The organism is Thalassotalea ganghwensis (assembly GCF_053485795.1).
On record NZ_JBQRUM010000005.1, the window covers coordinates 93,724 to 112,668 of the forward strand.

22 protein-coding genes are annotated in these 18,945 nt (G+C 40.4%); 20 read left to right on the forward strand and 2 right to left on the reverse strand.

Going from position 1 to position 18,945, the window contains the following annotated elements:
• The first annotated feature begins 54 nt into the window (after positions 1–54).
• From rlmB to rplI, 6 genes are all read left to right on the forward strand, one after another.
• Positions 55–822: a 23S rRNA (guanosine(2251)-2'-O)-methyltransferase RlmB gene (gene rlmB, locus ACSLUH_RS06785; protein ID WP_448565546.1), complete on the forward strand. Its 768-nt coding sequence runs from the start codon at positions 55–57 to the stop codon at positions 820–822.
• A 105-nt stretch (positions 823–927) separates the two neighbouring features.
• Positions 928–2,052 carry an ABC transporter substrate-binding protein gene (locus tag ACSLUH_RS06790; RefSeq protein ID WP_448565547.1) on the forward strand — a complete coding sequence of 375 codons (1,125 nt, stop codon included), beginning with the start codon at positions 928–930 and terminating at the stop codon, positions 2,050–2,052.
• Between the two features lie 183 nt (positions 2,053–2,235).
• The gene (gene rpsF / locus ACSLUH_RS06795) at positions 2,236–2,631 is read left to right on the forward strand and encodes a 30S ribosomal protein S6 (protein WP_448565548.1); all 396 of its coding nucleotides are present in this window, start codon (positions 2,236–2,238) and stop codon (positions 2,629–2,631) included.
• Between the two features lie 7 nt (positions 2,632–2,638).
• Complete coding sequence (priB, locus tag ACSLUH_RS06800; RefSeq protein WP_448565549.1) at positions 2,639–2,944, forward strand: primosomal replication protein N; 306 nt, start codon at positions 2,639–2,641, stop codon at positions 2,942–2,944.
• Positions 2,945–2,953: 9 nt separating this feature from the next.
• The gene (gene rpsR, locus ACSLUH_RS06805; RefSeq protein WP_074500237.1) at positions 2,954–3,181 is read left to right on the forward strand and encodes a 30S ribosomal protein S18; all 228 of its coding nucleotides are present in this window, start codon (positions 2,954–2,956) and stop codon (positions 3,179–3,181) included.
• A 20-nt stretch (positions 3,182–3,201) separates the two neighbouring features.
• Positions 3,202–3,654 carry a 50S ribosomal protein L9 gene (gene rplI / locus ACSLUH_RS06810; protein WP_448565550.1) on the forward strand — a complete coding sequence of 151 codons (453 nt, stop codon included), beginning with the start codon at positions 3,202–3,204 and terminating at the stop codon, positions 3,652–3,654.
• 75 nt (positions 3,655–3,729) lie between these two features.
• On the opposite strand, the gene ACSLUH_RS06815 is transcribed toward rplI, so the two are convergent.
• Positions 3,730–4,221, reverse strand: a complete 492-nt coding sequence (locus ACSLUH_RS06815) for a GAF domain-containing protein (RefSeq protein WP_448565551.1) — start codon at positions 4,219–4,221, stop codon at positions 3,730–3,732.
• A 151-nt stretch (positions 4,222–4,372) separates the two neighbouring features.
• Here ACSLUH_RS06815 and ACSLUH_RS06820 point away from each other — a divergent pair, with 151 nt between their 5' ends.
• Positions 4,373–6,028 (forward strand): EAL domain-containing protein, encoded by a 1,656-nt coding sequence (locus ACSLUH_RS06820; protein WP_448565552.1) that lies wholly within the window; start codon positions 4,373–4,375, stop codon positions 6,026–6,028.
• On the opposite strand, the gene ACSLUH_RS06825 is transcribed toward ACSLUH_RS06820, so the two are convergent.
• Positions 5,982–6,923 carry a 1-aminocyclopropane-1-carboxylate deaminase/D-cysteine desulfhydrase gene (locus ACSLUH_RS06825; protein ID WP_448565553.1) on the reverse strand — a complete coding sequence of 314 codons (942 nt, stop codon included), beginning with the start codon at positions 6,921–6,923 and terminating at the stop codon, positions 5,982–5,984. The genes ACSLUH_RS06820 and ACSLUH_RS06825 overlap by 47 nt on opposite strands.
• A gap of 133 nt (positions 6,924–7,056) precedes the next feature.
• On the opposite strand from ACSLUH_RS06825, the gene ACSLUH_RS06830 reads away from it, so the two are divergent.
• The 13 genes from ACSLUH_RS06830 (at position 7,057) to ACSLUH_RS06890 (ending at position 18,944) form a co-directional block, all read left to right on the forward strand.
• Positions 7,057–7,956, forward strand: a complete 900-nt coding sequence (locus tag ACSLUH_RS06830) for a hypothetical protein (protein WP_448565554.1) — start codon at positions 7,057–7,059, stop codon at positions 7,954–7,956.
• Positions 7,949–8,554, forward strand: a complete 606-nt coding sequence (locus ACSLUH_RS06835) for a PilN domain-containing protein (protein WP_448565555.1) — start codon at positions 7,949–7,951, stop codon at positions 8,552–8,554. Before ACSLUH_RS06830 ends, ACSLUH_RS06835 begins: the two co-directional genes overlap by 8 nt.
• The gene (locus ACSLUH_RS06840) at positions 8,551–9,279 is read left to right on the forward strand and encodes a GPW/gp25 family protein (RefSeq protein WP_448565556.1); all 729 of its coding nucleotides are present in this window, start codon (positions 8,551–8,553) and stop codon (positions 9,277–9,279) included. Before ACSLUH_RS06835 ends, ACSLUH_RS06840 begins: the two co-directional genes overlap by 4 nt.
• Positions 9,272–9,589 (forward strand): agglutinin biogenesis protein MshK, encoded by a 318-nt coding sequence (locus ACSLUH_RS06845; RefSeq protein ID WP_448565557.1) that lies wholly within the window; start codon positions 9,272–9,274, stop codon positions 9,587–9,589. The genes ACSLUH_RS06840 and ACSLUH_RS06845 overlap by 8 nt, the downstream gene beginning before the upstream one ends.
• 8 nt (positions 9,590–9,597) lie before the next feature.
• Entirely contained in the window at positions 9,598–11,310 is a 1,713-nt protein-coding gene (mshL, locus tag ACSLUH_RS06850) for a pilus (MSHA type) biogenesis protein MshL (protein WP_448565558.1), read from the forward strand.
• A 30-nt stretch (positions 11,311–11,340) separates the two neighbouring features.
• Positions 11,341–12,246 (forward strand): ExeA family protein, encoded by a 906-nt coding sequence (locus ACSLUH_RS06855; RefSeq protein WP_448565559.1) that lies wholly within the window; start codon positions 11,341–11,343, stop codon positions 12,244–12,246.
• Positions 12,243–13,460 carry a tetratricopeptide repeat protein gene (locus ACSLUH_RS06860; protein ID WP_448565560.1) on the forward strand — a complete coding sequence of 406 codons (1,218 nt, stop codon included), beginning with the start codon at positions 12,243–12,245 and terminating at the stop codon, positions 13,458–13,460. Before ACSLUH_RS06855 ends, ACSLUH_RS06860 begins: the two co-directional genes overlap by 4 nt.
• Positions 13,461–13,462: 2 nt before the next feature.
• Positions 13,463–15,178 carry a GspE/PulE family protein gene (locus tag ACSLUH_RS06865; RefSeq protein WP_448565561.1) on the forward strand — a complete coding sequence of 572 codons (1,716 nt, stop codon included), beginning with the start codon at positions 13,463–13,465 and terminating at the stop codon, positions 15,176–15,178.
• Positions 15,179–15,185: 7 nt separating this feature from the next.
• Positions 15,186–16,421, forward strand: a complete 1,236-nt coding sequence (locus ACSLUH_RS06870; protein WP_448565562.1) for a type II secretion system F family protein — start codon at positions 15,186–15,188, stop codon at positions 16,419–16,421.
• 19 nt (positions 16,422–16,440) lie between these two features.
• The gene (locus tag ACSLUH_RS06875) at positions 16,441–16,929 is read left to right on the forward strand and encodes a hypothetical protein (protein WP_448565563.1); all 489 of its coding nucleotides are present in this window, start codon (positions 16,441–16,443) and stop codon (positions 16,927–16,929) included.
• 155 nt (positions 16,930–17,084) lie between these two features.
• Complete coding sequence (locus ACSLUH_RS06880; RefSeq protein ID WP_448565564.1) at positions 17,085–17,693, forward strand: prepilin-type N-terminal cleavage/methylation domain-containing protein; 609 nt, start codon at positions 17,085–17,087, stop codon at positions 17,691–17,693.
• Positions 17,694–17,853: 160 nt separating this feature from the next.
• Positions 17,854–18,366, forward strand: coding sequence for a type II secretion system protein (locus ACSLUH_RS06885; protein WP_448565565.1), 513 nt, complete (start codon positions 17,854–17,856; stop codon positions 18,364–18,366).
• Between the two features lie 89 nt (positions 18,367–18,455).
• Entirely contained in the window at positions 18,456–18,944 is a 489-nt protein-coding gene (locus ACSLUH_RS06890; protein ID WP_448565566.1) for a type II secretion system protein, read from the forward strand.
• The last annotated feature ends 1 nt before the right edge of the window (position 18,945 follow it).

Below are 18,945 nucleotides of genomic sequence, written 5' to 3' on the forward strand. Positions count from 1 at the left end.
CTTACCACACATGTTACGTAGGTATTAATTAAGTTTAGGTAGCTCAAAAATAGTATGGCAAAAAATGAAGAATTAGTGTTTGGTATTCATGCGGTAAATGAGTTAATAAAGCGTTCACCTGAACGTTTTATTGAGTTGTTCTTATTAAAAGGGCGAGAAGATGAACGATTACACTCGATTATAAATTTATCGCGTAAATATAAAATTAATACCCAAGTGGTTAATCGTAAAGTACTCGACGATAAAAGTAACGGTGAGCAACATCAAGGTGTGCTTGCCCGTGTGACACCAGGCAAGCTTTATACTGAAAATGATTTGGAAAGTATTTTAGCGAGTGCACAAGCAAAACAAAACGATCCTTTTCTACTGATTTTAGATGGCGTTACCGATCCTCATAATTTAGGGGCTTGTTTGCGAAATGCCGATGCCGCCGGTGTACAGGCGATAATAGTGCCTAAGGATAATGCCGCAAGGCTAACGGCTACGGTGAGAAAAGTTGCCGTTGGTGCAGCAGAAACTGTACCGTTAGTACAAGTAACTAACTTAGCGCGGACGATGACACAATTACAAGATATGGGGGTTTGGATCGTCGGCACAGCAGGTGAAGCAGAGCAATCCTTGTATGAAGTATCACTCAATGGGCCGATGGCATTGGTGATGGGAGCAGAAGGTAAAGGGATGAGGCGACTAACGCGCGAGCGATGCGACCAGTTAGTTAAACTACCGATGGCCGGAAGTGTTTCGAGTCTAAATGTCTCAGTTGCTACCGGTATTTGTTTATTCGAAATTGTTCGACAACGAAGTATGTCAGCAAGCTCCTGACCTGCTAACGTTGCTTGATATCAACGAACCATTACTTTTTCGTCATTATGTGCTTTAATCTGATATAGCATTGGTTTTTAACGTAATAGAGGGTTAGTAGCCGTAATGCAGCAAAACATTGTAGTAGCGATATATGCATTGATGATGCTCATGGTGAGTGCGCCGATTGCTGCTCTTGAAAAACCACCAATCGTATTAGCCAGCTCCAATGCTTTGACTGGCCCCGCGGCAAGCTTAGGGAAAAAGTTAAACTTAGGAGCTCAACTCTATTTTGATAAAATAAATCAACAGGGTGGCATCTTTGGTCGCAAGATTGAGCTAAGAAGCTTAGATGATGGCTATGAACCATACAAAACCTTTAGTAATACGCAAAAGTTTATTGAAGACCGTGATGTATTTGCCTTGTTTAATTTTGTCGGAACACCAACCTCAAGTGCGATTATGCCATTGTTGCAAAAACATCAAATTCCTTACATTACCCCTTTTACAGGAGCTGATTTTTTAAGAACGCCGGTAAGTCAAAATATCATCAACCTTCGTGCCAGCTATCAGCAAGAAGCCGCCAGTCAAATAGATTATTTGATTAATACCGTTAAACGAAAGAAAATTGCACTGATGGTTCAAGCTGATGAATTTGGCTTGGCGGTTGAAGAAGGTTATTTGAAAGAGTTACAGCGTTATGGCTTAAAACCCGTGGTGACCACCCGTTATCGTCGCAACACGGAAGATATTGAGTTGTCGTTAGATATTATGCAGAACTATGATATTGATGCGGTAGCGTTTGTTGGGACATATCGACCGCTTGCTCATTTCATAAACCTTGCAGCCCAACAGAATTTCAACCCGTTCTATGTCAGTGTTTCTTTTATTTCAAGCAAAGATCTTTTTAAATGGATAAAAGTACCCGCTAGTGTTTTGGTTACCGAAGTCTTTCCCGAGCCAAGCTCATGTCAATTGGCGGCATGTAAACAGTTTATTGTCGATGCTAAGCAGGCGGCGATAGATTCAATAGATCAGGTCACCTTTGAAGGGTACCTCAATGCGATATTATTTACTGAAGTCGCTAAACGATGTAAAGATAAGCTTTCTCAAACGTGCTTCATCGCCGAACTTAATCAATTTAAAGGTAATTTACTCGGTTTCGAGGTAGCGTTTAGTGAGGATGACCATCAAGGACATGAAAAAATTTATCACACCCTCTCAAACACCCAAAGCAAACGCGGCTCATAGCAAAAATGAGCAGTCTTGCTCTTGCTGAGAGATATTAGCAACATCATTTCAAATACTGCTTGTTTTCATCGGTGATTTTATCTACAATACGCGGCCTTAATTCAGCCCTATTGTTTTTGTTCCTTGTCTCAATACTGGTGATGGCTGAGCCAGATAAGAGACTACAACCGTAAGGAGCTCGTAATGCGTCATTACGAAATCGTATTTATGGTTCACCCTGATCAGAGTGAACAAGTACCAGGCATGATCCAGCGCTATAGTGACTTGATCAATGCTGCTGAAGGTAAGATCCACCGTCTTGAAGACTGGGGTCGTCGCCAATTAGCATACCCAATCAATAAATTGCACAAAGCACACTACGTTTTAATGAACGTTGAAGCGCCTCAGTCTGTTATTGATGAATTAGAAACTTCTTTCCGTTATAACGACGTTGTTATTCGTAACATGATCATGCGCACAAAGAGCGCGGTAACTGAAGCATCTCCTATGGCTGCTGCTAAAGAAGACCGTCGCGAAGTTAAGAAAGAGGTTACTCAAGAAGCTGTTGCTGAAAAAGAAGAAGCGGCAAGCGAAGAATAAGTAATCTGTGATAAGTAATTGCTTAGTATTAGTTGGAGAGGTGGTTAAAACACCAAAATTTTCAACTAGCCCAGCAGGTATCGAACATTGCCAATTTTCAATTGACCACAAGTCAATTCAACAAGAAGCAGGGTTTAATCGACAAGCGTTTGTCAGAATACAAGTTGTGGCTACAAGCGAATTATCACTATTAACACGTGAGTTAATGTCGGGCAGTAAGGTTAAAGTGACCGGTTTTTTAAATCGACACGAATCTAGAAATGGTAACCCATTATTAGTATTACATGCTCAACAAATTGAAATGATTAATTAGGAGAAATCCATGTCTCGTTTTTTTAGACGTCGTAAGTTCTGCCGCTTTTCAGCGGAAGGCGCTAGCGAAATCGATTACAAAGATATCGCTACGTTGAAAAACTATATCACTGAAAGTGGTAAAATTGTCCCTAGCCGTATTACTGGTACAAGTGCTAAATACCAACGTCAACTTGGTCGTGCGATCAAGCGTGCTCGTTACTTAGCATTATTACCATATACAGATTTACATAAGTAACCTAATAAGGGGTTTTGAAAATGGAAGTAATTCTTCTTGATAAAATCGCCAAATTAGGCGGCCTTGGTGACAAGGTAACTGTTAAGTCTGGTTACGCTCGTAACTACTTATTACCAAAAGGTAAAGCAGTATTTGCCTCTAAAGCAAACGTTGAGCACTTTGAAGCTCGTCGTGCTGAGTTAGAGAAAAAATTAGCAGAAGATCTAAGTGCAGCACAAGCTAAAGCAGCAAAAATTGCTGAGTTAGCAGAAGTGACTATCGCTTCAACTGCTGGTGAAGAAGGTAAGTTATTTGGTTCTATCGGAACTAAAGATATTGCTGATGCTATCACTGAAGCCGGTATTGAAGTTGCTAAAGCTGAAGTACGTATGCCTTTAGGTACTATTCGTGAAACAGGTGAGTACGATATCGCACTTCACTTACACAGCGATGTAGATACTAACATTAAAGTAATTGTTATTGCTGAAGCTTAATTATTATATTTAATGAAAAAACGCTGCCTTTATGGTGGCGTTTTTTTTGTCTAAAATTTCCATGGAGTACGAGAATTAAGTAAGCGAGAAGTGCATTGAGCTAGCTCTAGCAATTTTTCTAAGTACTTCTTCATCTTGATCTGTCCATTGGGTAATTTTATCTACACTTTCACAACAGATTACCCCTACCGGTTCAAAGTCTTGATGCAAGATGTAATCAAGCAAAGAATATATATTGAGCGGTTTAAAATATAACTCGTTAAAGCATGATGTTAGGCGATGGTTGCGAGCATCTGGTGCTCGAATGATTTCATTATTTAAAATCCCTTTAAAGTAGGCACGACAATCGTTTCTATAAATGGTGTGGCCATTAGAAAATTCTTTTAACCTAGTGTCAAAGCACATTATCGAATGCATTTCGTTAAAGTCGTTATCAAACACCCAGAGGCTAACGCGATCTGCACCGGTTATTCGTGACGCTGCTTGCGTACAGATGGCTCTCAACTTTTCATCTTTAACAAGAGTGGGATTGGTTAACTTCGATGTTAAACTAATTAGGTCGCTCATAAAGTCTTGATGTCCCGTTTTTTCTTTTCCGTGGTTAAAATTTAATCTCAGTTGTGTTATTTACGACTACACTTTGTTTAAACAAGCTTTATTTATTCATCAGCTAGTACACTGTTTAATCAGTATAGCAAAAGGAAAGGCTTTTCGTGGGATGGCGATAACAGCGCAAAAAATTGAAACATTAATTAGCAGAGCATTTTATGCCGTATTTGCACTCTTGAACATTGTGACAGCTTTGCTCATAGTCTTGGCAGCGTTAACCTTTGATGATCAACTAAGACTTGATTCTAGCTCATTGATATATATCGCCATGGTGATGACGGGGACAACTGTCTTATTGGCTTTAATACGTTATTGGCTTTTAAACAAAGTATTTGACGAATTAAGTTTTGTTACTCGACTAGAACAATGGGCAGAAAGCAATTATCGAAATAATGTTATTAACCCAATAGATGTCGTCAATCCGGTTGGCGTGACCATTGCTAAACTTCAGCAACAATTACTGGTGGAAAATGAAGATAAAACGACCTTTTACCAAATCTTTCGTGAAAAAGCTTTGCTTGATAAAGATACCGGCATAGGTAATCGCGAGTTTTTTAATGCGCGTTTAGAAGCCTTGCTAAAAGAAGAAGATAGCTATGGCATTATTTGTTTCATTCAGTTTAAAGAGGGAGAAGTTGTTCAAACCATGTATGGTCGAGGGCAGGCGTTAACATTACTCTCAAGTATTATTTCGATCATAAAATATCGATTACAATCATTCCCCAAATATTATATTGCTCGAAGACAGCCTTATGAAATTGCGTTGATTTTACCTGAACTGACCGTCGAGCAAGGAGAGAAATTGGCAGAAAGGTTGTTAAAAAACTTTATGACGATTTCTTTACCGGTTGGTATCAATCATGAAGAGTTTATTCACTTAGGTTTGAGCTGCTACCAAAGTTTAGATATGCCTTATCAGGTGATGTCTGAGGCGGATATGGCACTAAGATCGGCACAACTACAAGGGCCTGCACAATGGTTTATGTACGAGCCTGGTGAAATTATTCAAGCGCAGGGGTCTTTAAAATGGCGTACTTTTTTAACCAAAGTTATCACTCGGAATGCTTTTGTGATTTTCTTTCAGCCTGTAATTTCAGCTAGAAACAGTGCGACTATCCATTATGAAGTATTGGCTAAGCTAAGAGATAATCAAGGTAAGTTGATCAGTGCGCGAATATTTATGCCCATGGTGCATAAGTGTGGGTTAACAGAACAAGTGGATTTGCTGATTGTTAAGCAAGTTTGCAAACTTATACGTTATGAAAGCCAGCAACAGTCATGCAGTTTAAACTTGTCAGTTGAATCATTGCTAAACGTTGAGTTCCAAGAAAAGTTGTATGCCGTGATCATTGAAAATCCAGATATAGCTGAAAAGCTGATTATTGAAGTGAGTGAATATCGATTGATGAGTTGTTTATCATCATTGAAACCTATCTTGGTTAAGTTAACGCAGTTTGGCGTTAAATTATTAGTTGATAAAGTCGGCCAGTACGTGGTGAGTACTCAATACCTTAAAAGTTGTCCTGTTTCGTTTATTAAATTGCATTCAAGCCTGATTGGAAATATTCATGAAAAGCCAGAAAATCAGATCATTGTTCAAAGCCTTAAAGTGATCACAGAGCCGTTAGGTATCGCGATTTTTGCGCTAGGGGTTGAATCAGAGCAAGAATGGCAAACACTGTTAAGATTGGGGGTGGATGGAGGCCAAGGGCACTTTTTTACTCACCCTCTAGAGCAGGCGGAATTTGCCAACCTTGTTCGCTAATTCTCCCTTGTTCTTTAAGGCCAGCTAAGCCTTGAAGACCTCCAGTATGCAGTAATACGATATGTTGACGTTTTTTAAAGTAGCCTCGCTCAATAAGTGATAAAAGCGCAAGGATCATCTTGCCGGAATAAATGGGCTCAAACGGAACTTTTGTCAGCTGACTAAATTCCTGAATGAGCGTTAAATCTTGATTTGAGAACTTGGCGTAGCCGCCACAATGAAACTCATTCAGTATCTGCCAATTGTCTTTGTGATTATCATTACCCAAAAGCGTATTAACTTCTTCAACTAAATAATTTTGCTGTTTAAGCACAGCAATCCCTAGTAGTTGGTGACGATTGTCATCTTGATTGATAAGGCCAGCTAAAGTCCCGCCACTGCCAATAGGCGTTATTAATGTATCGTAACTACATTGCTGATCGAGTTCTGTGATAACTTCGCCAACACCTGTTAACGCTAACTGATTACTACCACCTTCAGGAACAATAAATAATTCAGAATGACGCTCTTTAAGTAATTGTAAATATTCATATTCAGAGCGTTTTCGATAGGTCTTTCGATCGACAAATGTCAGCTCCATTCCCCAACGCTTTGCCGATGCTAACGTAAAATTATCTTGGTGAGCTTGTTCGCCGCGGATGATACCGTGCGTGCGTAAAGCATATTTTTTGCCAGCAAAGGCAAGTGCATGAATGTGATTAGAATAGCTGCCACCAAAACTTAAAATACCCTTATAGCCGGTGTTAATCGCATGATTTATATTATATTTTAGCTTTCGCCATTTATTTCCCGATATGACAGGGTGAATTAAGTCATCACGTTTAATTGACACCTTTAAGTTATGGTGGTCAAAAAATGGATGTAAAAGTGGCTGTAATGGCGACAGTTTTTGCATAAAAGTGAATGATTTTACTGATATATTTAGCGCTATTATAAGGAAAATACTTGCGCAAGGCACACAATCAGCGATAATGAAAGTTAGCGAGTTCGTTTACTTTAACAATAATTATTAACAACGATACAAGATAATGCGATTAAGCTCGATATTTTCAAAAAGCGATGCACATAACTTACTAGGGCTGTGCCTTCGTCAACATGCGATAGCGTATTGTGCGCTAAATGCGCAGGACAAAGCGACTTTTGCCGTATTAGAAGCGATTGATAAAAATTATGTCAATACGTTAAAGGTCTTATCGACTTCCCTTTCTTCTCCTCATCAATGCCACTTGGTTTTACAAGCACAACAAAGTCAGATCGTGCAAGTCGATAAGCCAAAGATTCCTGAACAAGAACTTCTAGAGGCATTGAAGTGGCAAATTAAAGACCTAGTTTCTATTGCGCCAGATGATATGGTGCTAGATTATTTTGACGGCCCAACAATGGCGGGTGGGATAGAAAAACTTCATGTGGTTTGCGCAGCGAAATCTGATTTAGTACCCATTGTTGAAACTCTTGATAAGCAAGACATTGTCGTAAAATCTATATCGATAGAAGAATTTGCGTTTGCTAGTTTAATTCCAGAAAGTGAAAATGCTTGCTTGTTAGTGTGTCAACAACCTGACGAAGAAATGCTGGTGTTAATTGTTAAACAAGGGCGTTTATATTTTTATCGTCGCCTTAGGGGGATGGCTAAAATTGGTGAAAAAAGCGCTGAAGAGTTAGATTCAGGCATCATTGACGCATTAAGCTTGGAGATCCAACGTTCAGTAGATTATTACGAGCGACAATTAAAACAAGCCCCGATTAGAGAAATACAGGTGTTAATTCCTGCAGAGCAAGAGGCATTGATTGCCAGAAAGCTAGCAGAAAACACTCATCTCCCCGTTAACATTTTTGCGCTTTCAGAGCAGGTTATTGATAATAAAGCCTATAGTGCTTGTTATGGCGCGTTAGTTAGCTCTGAAGCAACGGGAGCATTAGATGGCTAAATTAACGATTAACTTACTACAACCAGACCTCTTACCCAAAAAGCCACCATTAACGTTAACTCGTGTGTTTCTCATCTGGGGTATCGTTCTTCTAGCTTTTGTTTTTTGGGCGATTTTTAGTCAAGTAAAGGTCAATGATCATAGTAATAAACGAAGTACTTTGACTAAACAACATAACCAGCAACAGCAATTGCTTGACAACTTGCAGCAACAGGTGAGTGAAAATCGAGCCGATCCCAAGTTATTGGCGCGTTTAGAAAATCTCAAAGTTGTCATCGCGAACAAACAGGCATTACATAAACAACTCACAGATCAAAGCAAAGTTTTCGTTAGCGGTTTTTCTTCTGCGATGAGTGAATTAGCAGAACATCATCATAAAGACGTGAGTTTAGAGCAAGTATTTATATTCCAAGAACAATTGAGTTTCAGTGGCATGGCTAAAACCCCAGACGCTGTTCCACAGTGGCTCGCAGGCTTTAAAGAGTCTAACTTTCTTGCAGGTAAAACGTTTTCTACTTTTTCTCTAAATGAAAATGAGCTTGGGTTAACAAGCTTTCAAGTTAGCTCAAAAACACGAACTCAAGGGGGGGCACGATGAAGGCTTTGTGGCAAAGTTATAGCCAGCGCTTTTTATCAATAACCCTGCGTGAGCAATTATTAATCTTAATTACCGGGTTGATTGCGATAGTTTTTATTACGCATACGTTACTAATAGATGAAAACCAGCAACGTATTAGTGCTCATCAAAAAGAAATTAAACGACTGACAACATCTATCGCGACGAAACAGCAAACCATTGGTGTTTTTGAACAAGCGTTACAAGAAGATCCGAATGAAAAGATTACCCGAACCATTCACGATTATGAGCGTGACCTGCAACAAGTCGATATTGCGCTCTTAACGTTGACCTCTGATCTCATTGATCCTGTCCAAATGAGATTTGCTTTAACACAATTGTTAGCTTTGCAAAAAGGTGTCAAGTTATTATCGTTTGAGGTTATTGGGGCAGAGCCGATGGCATTACCTGTATCAGGGGAAAAAGGTAATGCAGAAAATCAACCTAATGAATCAAGTCATCAATCAAATGATAAGGTGTTACCAATAGAAAGTGCGTTGGAGCCATTAGTGCTTTATAAACATGGTTTAAGAATAAAGCTTTCTGGACGATATTTTCAATTGCGAGACTATTTAAAGCAATTAGAGCAAATGCAGTATCGCTTTTTTTGGCAACGATTTGATTATCAATTGGTTGAGTATCCACTCAGTGAGGTTGAAATTGAGTTATATAGCTTGAGTACCAAGCAGGAGTTTGTTGGTGTATAGGTTAGTCTGCATAGTCGTTGTTTTCGTTAGCTTTATCGCTTTTTCTGCTCAAGAAAGGGATCCAACTCAACCATTGTCAAAGAGCCTAACGAGTAAATTGACCCAGCAAAAAAAGACACTGAAATTAGAGTCTATTATTAATCAAGGTCAGCAAAAAATAGCGATTATCAATGGTAGACTGCTCAAAGTAGGTGATGTTATCGCTCAGTACCGAATAAAAGAAATTAATCAAAATAAAGTTATTTTAGCAACAGCTGAAAATCAAATTGAATTGTCGCTGTTTAGACAAGTCGTGGCGAGTCCTCAATGAAAAGAATTATGAATCTAAAAAACGTCAAATCAGGTATCGCAATCACTGCGATTGCATTAGTCGTTGCTGGTTGCCAAAGCACGCCTAAACCACCGAAGCAAGTAAATGCTGAATTAGATAAGGCGATTCAAGAGTCGCAAGTTAAGCAGCAACCTAAGCCATTGCAACAGTTACCGAGTTCAGTTCAGCAAGAGTTGATCGCGCAAAACTTGTCGCAAGCTAAACAAGGTTTGTTATCGGAAAAAAGACTGGAGATTGCAGCAAGTCAAGTCGACGCTAAACAATTCTTTGCTGCCTTGGTTGAAGACTCCAATCTTAGTATTGCGCTTCATCCTGGAGTGTCAGGCAATATTACTCTGAATTTAAAAGACGTTACTTTAAATGAAGTATTAGAAGTCGTTGAGCAGTTATATGGCTATGATATTCGGGCCAATGGCAAAGTTATTCAGGTTTATCCAGCGGGCATACGCACCGAAACTATTCCATTAGATTACCTGTTTATTACGCGAAGCGGTTACTCGACAATGAGTGTTAACTCAGGTGGTGTTGCCAATGTTGACAATGGTAATGGTGGTCAAAACGGCAATAACCGTAACCAAAATAACAACAATAGTAATAATGGCAGTAATAACTCGAATGGTGGAAATGGCCAGAACAGTCAAATGGGCCAAATGAATGTTAATGGCACCAATGTTTTTACGGCTAATAATTCTGATTTTTGGAAAGAGCTTGAACAAAACTTAGAAGATTTGATTGGCGCAACGCCAGAGTCTGGACGTTCTGTTATTGTCTCGCCGCAATCAGGATTAATTACCGTCAAAGCTTATCCGGATGAAATAAAATCTGTTAAAGATTTTATTTTCGGTGCACAAAAGCTGTTGCGCCGCCAAGTGATCATCGAAGCAAAGATTTTAGAGGTTACGCTTAATGACGATTACCAACAAGGGGTGCGCTGGGATGGCATACTAGGAAGTTTGCATCGTGGTGATAATCGCACAGAACTTTCTTTTCAAACCGATGGCACGATAGAAGGCAACCTGATCTCTAACGCTATTGGTGGTGTTACTGGGATCAGTTTCTTTAAAAACGCTGATTTTTCAGGTGTATTACAGCTGTTGTCAACGCAGGGTAATGTACAGGTTCTCTCTAGCCCTCGGATAACAGCAACCAATAATCAAAAAGCGGTGATTAAAGTCGGTGATGATGAATTTTTTGTCACCGAAGTCTCCAGCACGACAACAACAGGCACTGCCACTACGACGACACCTGAAATAGAGCTTACACCTTTCTTTTCTGGTATTGCTTTAGATGTTACCCCGCAGATTGATGCCAATGGTGAAGTTATTTTGCATGTTCACCCGTCAGTCACTACTGTAAAAGAAAAAAACAAATCGATTCGTTTGGATGGTCAAGATTATCAGTTGCCGTTAGCGCAAAGTAGTGTCCGAGAATCTGATACCGTGGTACGAGCCAAATCTGGTGAGATTATTGTCATCGGTGGCTTAATTGAAACGCAAACGGCAGATTTGAATTCGAAAACACCTTTGCTTGGCGATATCCCATTAGTAGGGGAACTGTTTAAAAGTAAGAGTAAGGCGACACTTAAAAAAGAGTTGGTGATTATGTTAAAACCTGTGGTCGTTGGTCAAGACACATGGAGTAACCAACTTGAAGATGCCCGGGCGTTATTGAAGCAGTGGTTTCCAGAGCAAAGTAAGTAAATCGTATGCGAGTTCTTGGTTAAGTATCTTATGTACTTGTATCACTTCGGTCTCAATGAATTACCATTTACACTAACCCCGAATACCAGCTTCTACTTGGGTTTAGCGCCTCATGATGAGGCGTTTGCCGTATTATTAACCGCGTTAAAAAGTGGCGAAGGTTTTATTAAAGTTGTCGGCGAGGTTGGTACCGGTAAGACATTATTGTGTCGAAAGTTACTTAATGAAATTCCTGAACATTTTGTAACGGCTTATATTCCCAACCCCTATTTAAAACCTGATGAGTTAAGACGTGCGGTTGCGGTGGAATTAGGGGTTAAACAAGCACAACGAATGTCTGTGCAGTTATTAACTCAAAGAATTCAATCTCGCTTACTTGAATTACATAATGAAGGACGTTCCGTGGTGCTGATATTAGATGAAGCCCAAGCTCTGCCTAGTGAAAGCTTGGAAGCGTTGCGATTATTTACTAACTTAGAGACAGAAACGCGTAAGCTATTACAGGTGGTCTTATTTGCTCAACCAGAGTTAGATCAACGTTTAAATGAAAAGGCGTTTAGGCAATTGAAGCAACGTATTTCCTTTTCTTATCAATTGCGCCCGATGACCAGTGACGAAGTTGAGCACTACATCAGTCACCGATTACAAGTTGCCGGTTATAAAGGAGCAGCCTTGTTTACCCGAGATATATGTCGAAAGATTGCAAAATACAGTGAGGGCATACCACGTTTGGTTAATATTTTATGTCATAAAATGTTGATGTTAAGCTTTGGCCAAGGTCAGTATCAAATAACACGGGCACATCTAGTGGCAGCGGTTAAAGATACCGAAGGGACGCAAAGAAAACTTAGGTTAAATCACATTTTTATTGTCGCTTCAGCTGTTCTTGCTTTGACTGTCCTTGCTGTTATTTTGTGGTGGGGAAAAGCTTCATGAGTGTCATCAATCAAATGCTTAAAGATCTTGATAAACGACAGTATGAGCAAGGACAAGGTCAAGCAAACGCTCCTCAGGTGGTTATTGCCCATAGCTCGACCAATAAATGGCTGGTGATCATCTTAGCGTTCTTGTTGTCTATCGCAATAGCTGTTATTGGATGGCAGTACCTAAGTGGTTATGTTTCATCACCAAACCAAGCGACTGTGAGTCAACCAACAAAGGCTGATACTGAAAAGCAAGTTAGTAAAAAAGATATTTCGTTATCAACGGCTAATGTTAACAATGTTGAGCAGCCTAGTGAGAATGTAAATACTGCTCAAAGAGAAACTGAAATTGACACGACAAGCACCACGAATAACAGTGCTGAAAACGTCGCAAAGGTCGTGAAAACAGAGCCGCAAAATTCTTCACCATTATCTCGCTTGGATAGCGAGAAACCTAAGAATAGTCAGCGACAACAAATTAAACCAATTAATGACAATGAAAGCTTTTCGCATCAGCAAAGCAAACCGACTAACGAAAAAGCAGACCCTACCAGCAATGAGTCGACTAATCTTATAGCAGGTGGAAGCGCTTCAAAAGACAATGTCATCAATTCGTCCGCATCTAAAGGAACGCTATCTATCTCGAGTAAGCAATTGTCAGCGCAGGAACTGATCGACGTTAAACTTAAGCAAGCGCAGCAAGCTATAGATCAACAACAAATAAACAAAGCTGAAGCATTGTTTGAAGAAGTATTATTACTCGATGAGAATCAGCATCAGGCACGCAAACAATTGGCTGCATTGTGGTTTGGTCGTCAAGATTATAATGCGGCCATCAATCTACTTGCTCAGGGTTTAGCGCGCGACAATCGCAATGCTGATTTTAGATTGATGATGGCACGTATATACTTAAGTCAAGGGTTGAATCAACAAGCCTATGATGTGCTTAATGGGGCAAGCGATATTAATGATATTGAATACCAGACGATGCTCGCTTCGATATCCCAACAATTGGCAAATTTTGCGAGTGCCCAACAAGCATATCAGCGGCTAACAAGATTGGCACCTGAAGTAGGGCGATGGTGGTTGGGATTAGCTGTCGCCTATGACAGCGATGGCAAATTTAACCAAGCAAGAGAAAGTTATCAAAACGCCCTGCAGTATGATGACTTGTCGGTCAGTAGTGTCGAGTTTATAAAATCTCGTCTTAACGAGTTAGGAGAGTAAGCATGGCAGCCCCTAAATTAAAAATGCGTTTGGGCGATTTGCTCGTTCACGAACATATTATTTCCAATGAGCAATTGATGCAGGCGCTCAACAGCCAAAAAACGACCGGTCGTAAGCTTGGTGATACCCTGATTGAATTAGGATATTTAACAGAAAAACAACTCCTTGAATTTTTAGCGCAGCAGCTTGATGTTCCATTTCTAGATATTAGTCAACGTCGTATTCCTGCTGACGTCGCGAAATTATTACCAGAGGTTCACGCTAGACGATTAAGAGCGTTGATTATTGAAGACCAAGGCGACGCGGTATTAATTGGTATGAGTGATCCCGCTGATTTGAGTGGTCTAGATCAACTCGAACAAATGCTATCACCAAAAAAATTAAAGCTTGCGGTGGTGATGGAATCCCAGCTTTTTGAAGCTTTTGATGGTTTATACCGTCGTACCGCAGAGATTGAAAACTTCGCCAGTCAATTAGAAGAAGAATACGATCAAAGCTCTGATTTTGATGTGTCAACATCCTTTATTGATGAAGGCGGCGATGCAACTGTCGGGAAGCTGTTGCAATCGGTATTTGAAGATGCGGTACAAATGCGTGCTTCAGATATTCACATTGAGCCAGATGAAAAACAATTACGCATTCGACAACGTATCGATGGTGTACTGCAAGAAAACGTTTTAAAAGAAAGCAAAATTGCCGCCGCCATGGTGCTTCGACTTAAATTAATGGCTGGTTTAGATATTTCAGAAAAGCGCCTACCTCAAGATGGTCGATTTAATTTGACCATTAAGGGCCATAATATCGACGTGCGGATGTCTACCATGCCGGTGCAGCACGGTGAGTCAGTGGTTATGCGTTTGCTCGATCAATCAGCAGGGCTGCTCTCTTTAGATGAAACTGGGATGCCCGCTGACTTAGTTGCCAGAGTGCGTCACCAAATTAGTCGACCACATGGCATGGTGTTAGTCACAGGACCAACAGGTAGTGGTAAAACCACGACATTGTATGGCGCACTGAGTGAATTAAATCAGGCATCCAAGAAAATTATTACGGTTGAAGATCCAGTCGAATACCGATTACCGAGAGTCAATCAAGTACAGGTTAATAGCAAAATTGGCTTAACTTTTTCTAGTGTATTAAGAACTTCGCTTCGACAAGATCCTGATATCATTATGGTCGGTGAGATGCGTGATCATGAAACCGTCGAAATTGGCTTGCGTGGAGCGTTAACGGGTCACCTCGTGTTATCAACCTTACATACTAACGATGCGATCACCAGTGCGCTGCGTTTGATTGATATGGGCGCGGCCGGATTTTTGGTCGGTAGCTCATTGCGCGCCATCATCGCTCAACGATTAGTGCGCCGAATTTGTGAGCATTGTACGATTGATTATCAACCAACAGCGCAAGAGTTGCTATGGCTGACTCATCTTGCCGGTGATCAAGCAAAGCAGACGCACTTTAAACAAGGGAAAGGTTGCCAGTCATGTCAGTATACGGGTTATAAGGGCCGAATTGGTGTTTTCGAGTTACTTGAGATGAACGAAGCGATGATGGCTGCGTTAAAACGTGACGACGCTGAAGAGTTCACCAAATTGTCAAAGGCGAACCCAACCTTTAAACCGATATCTTTGGCAGCTTTTGATTATGCTGCCGAGGGCGTAACGTCAGTAGAAGAAGTATTACGATTGGTGGAAACTGTTGAGGTAACTGGATAGCGTTATTATGGCCGCATTTAACTATACAGGGCGAAATGCCAATGGCGAACAAGTTAAAGGGTCGATGGAAGCGACTAGTAGCAGCTCGGTGGCTGAGCAGTTAACACGTCAGCGCATTATTCCTATTATGATCACCGAAACAACCTCTGTGGGTGGTGCGGGAAATATTGGTCAAATCGATATTGGTGAACTACTTGGCTTTGAAGCGATTAAGCTTGATGATTTGATTGTTTTTTGTCGCCAGATGTATGCTCTGGTTCGATCAGGGGTTCCAATACTTAGAGCAATACATGGTATGGCTGAGTCCAGCAGTTCACCAAAACTTAGACAAGCATTATCAGAAATTGCTTTGCAGCTAGAAGGGGGATACGCGCTATCATCGGCATTGAACCGCCACCCGCAGCTTTTTTCTCCTTTATTTGTTTCGTTAATTCACGTTGGCGAAAATACCGGTAAGCTTGATGACGCCTTTGCCAAGTTAGCCAGTTACTTTGAACGTGAACAAGAGACACGAAAACGTATTAAAACTGCGTTGCGCTACCCGTCATTTGTTTTAATAGCATTAGCCATTGCTATTGTGATCTTAAATATTTGGGTGATCCCAACCTTTGCCGATATGTTTTCTAAACTCGGCGCTGAATTGCCTTGGGCAACAAGGGCCTTGATCACCAGCTCCAATTTTTTCCTTGATTATTGGCCAATCATGTTAGTGATGGTCATTGGCTGCTACTTTGGTACCCGTTATTATTTAAAGACCACCAAAGGGCGTTTCACTTGGGATAGGCTTAAAACACGCCTACCGATTGTCGGTTCAATTATCGAACGCTCAATTCTGGCGCGTTTTTCTCATAGTTTCGCTATTGTCTTAAAGGCAGGCGTGCCGATGACTAATGGTTTAACCTTAGTGTCTGAAGCGGTAGACAATACCTTTATGCAACAGAAAATTGTCGCTATGCGCACTGGCATTGAAAGTGGCGAAAGCTTATTACGCTCTGCTGTGGCAAGTACTTTGTTCACACCGTTAGTATTGCAAATGATAGCTGTTGGTGAAGAAACGGGTCGGGTTGATGAGTTACTCGAAGAAGTGGGTGATTATTATGAACGAGAGGTTGATTACGAGTTAGGAACGTTAACTGCGCGTATTGAGCCGATCTTAATCGCTATCGTTGCTGCGATGGTGTTAGTATTAGCACTGGGTATATTTACCCCTATGTGGGATATGATGTCAGCCTTTAAAGGGTAGTCATTTAAGGCGGAGTAAAATGTCGCAAAGAGCTGTTATTGCCAAAAGGGAGAAGTCGCTAGCCGAGCAAATTGTTATTGTTGTTATGCTCGGGTTAATGATGGCAAGTTTTTGGTATTACTTCGTACGACAAGAAGAGCCGATTGCTAAAGCAGGGTTTAGCGCAATTGCTAATCAGTTTTTGAGCCAAGTATCAGCGATTAGAGCGCAATGGTACATGGATAAAAACCCTAAAGAGGTATGGCTAAAAGAGGGCGAAAAGCCAACCAGCAAAAGGAAAGTAACAGTCAACGCGCTAGGTTGGGTGGATAGTGATGAAAATAATGGAAGTTGCGTTGCAATATGGCGAATGGTGATGAATACACCCTTAGTGTTTATGAATAAACCCATTGCTGCCATTGAAGTGCATGAGAACAGTCAAGAACGATTAAGGTACTGTCGTTATGTCATCAACAATGGTGAATATTTTCAATATTATCCAAAAAAAGGTGAAGTGGTAAAAAGTTAACCTTTTCTTAAGTTGTTGATTATATTTTATAATTTTTGGCTTTTGAACGCTTTGAAAAGTAAGTTTATCAATTTATAAAAATTGTCCGGTAAATAAGTGACTTTTTTTGTAAAACGTTGTTAGAATTAAAATAATTAGAAGAGTTTGAGGTTGTTATGAAAAAACAGTCGGGTTTTACCTTAATTGAGCTAGTTATTGTCGTGGTTATCTTGGGCTTTTTAGCCGTTACTGCGATCCCAAAGTTTATTGATTTAACCGATCAAGCCAAACAAGCTAATATCGAAGGTATGGCGGGGGGCTTTGCCACTGGGGTATCGCTAGCGCGTGCGCAATGGGAAGCTGAAGGTCGTCCAACCTCGGGCGGACGCAATGTTGTTAATTACGACGGTACCAATGTCTTATTAACGACCGCTGATAATGATGCAGGCATTCGAGCAGGGTATATTGTAGCCTCGGTTGGTGGTCAAAACGACGGTAATACCTTAGGTAATGATTTCAATGAAGCTAATTGTATTGATGTTTGGAATACCATTTTGCAGCAGCCACCGACATTAACTGACGATAGCGATGATATTGATGATTTTCAATATTTTGTTACCAAGCATGAGACAGGTGCAGATACAGAATGTCGTTATCACTTAAAAGAAACGCTAAATAAAAGTGATAATGGCGCCTATGAGACTCCAGGTGATGCCGAAAATCAAACTAACTTTTTTAGTTACTTTCCTGCAACCAGTGCAGTAGCAATAACGATTAATAACTAATCGTAAAAATAAAGTAGACCCGCCGTTGTTATGGATGTTAATGGCGAGCATTGAACGGATAATAATAAAAAATAGCAGTAGAAGTAACCTTTTTGTTACTTAATTGAGTAGACTGCTTCAGTGAATACTGAAGCCAATAAAAAATGTTAACGGGTGTATTATGAAAAATTTATCAAAACAAAAAGGTTTTACCTTAATTGAACTTATCGTCGTTATTGTCATTCTTGGCATTCTAGCAGCAACGGCAGCACCGCGCTTTATCGATTTGACTGGCGATGCGAGAGCCGCTGTTGTTGAAGGGGTAAAAGGTAGTGTTAACAGTGCCGCGAATATGATTAACGCTAAAGCACTTGTTACCAATGAATTAGATGGAGCAGTTCAAGTTAACGGCGTATTTTACGCAACGGTTAATGGTTACCCAACAAGAGCTCCTCAAGATGGCACGGTTTCAAGAAGAAGTGGTGGCGATGACCCATGTGGAACTATAGCAACTCAGGGGTGTGGTATTGAAGATTTAATTCAATTTGATGCAGAATCAGCAATTACTTACGATGCGGCCACTGGTGAATTCCAACACAGTGAAGCAACCGATGCAGATAATTGTCATGTGACTTATACTGAAGCAGGTGCTGGTGCAACGCCTGTGGTTGAAACAGTTTTGGATGATTGTTAGTCGTCGGTTACACAGATGATAAGGATGAATTCAGGGAGGGCTCAGCCCTCCTTGTTTGTTTTTAGACTAGAGATTTTGTAGGTTTTACAGTGAAAGCTAAAGGTTTTACGTTAATCGAACTAATAGTGGTGATTGTCATCCTAGGTATTTTGGCGGCAACCGCCTTGCCAAGGTATATTAATTTAAAACCTGAGGCTGAAACGGCGACTTTAGAAGCCATAAAAGCCTCCTTAGAAGGGGTTGCCGCATTAATCTATGGTAAGTCATTGGTGAAAGGAAACCATAATATCGCTAAGAATTTTGATCCAAATAATAAAACATTTGTTACTGTTGAAGGGTTGGAGGTTCTAATTGGCTACGGTTACCCTCTTGGTTTTCCGCATGTTTTTAAGGAGTTAGCTGGTTGGGATGAACGCTATAAAGGCGTTGATATCGGCACTAACTTTACCACTTTTGTGATTTATTTTGATGATGGTAGGCCTGTGCCTACTTCTATTAATGATGATTGCATCGTTTATTATCAGGCGCCTTTAGTGCAAGGTGAGCGCCCGATAATAAAGGTCAATCCTTGCGTATAAT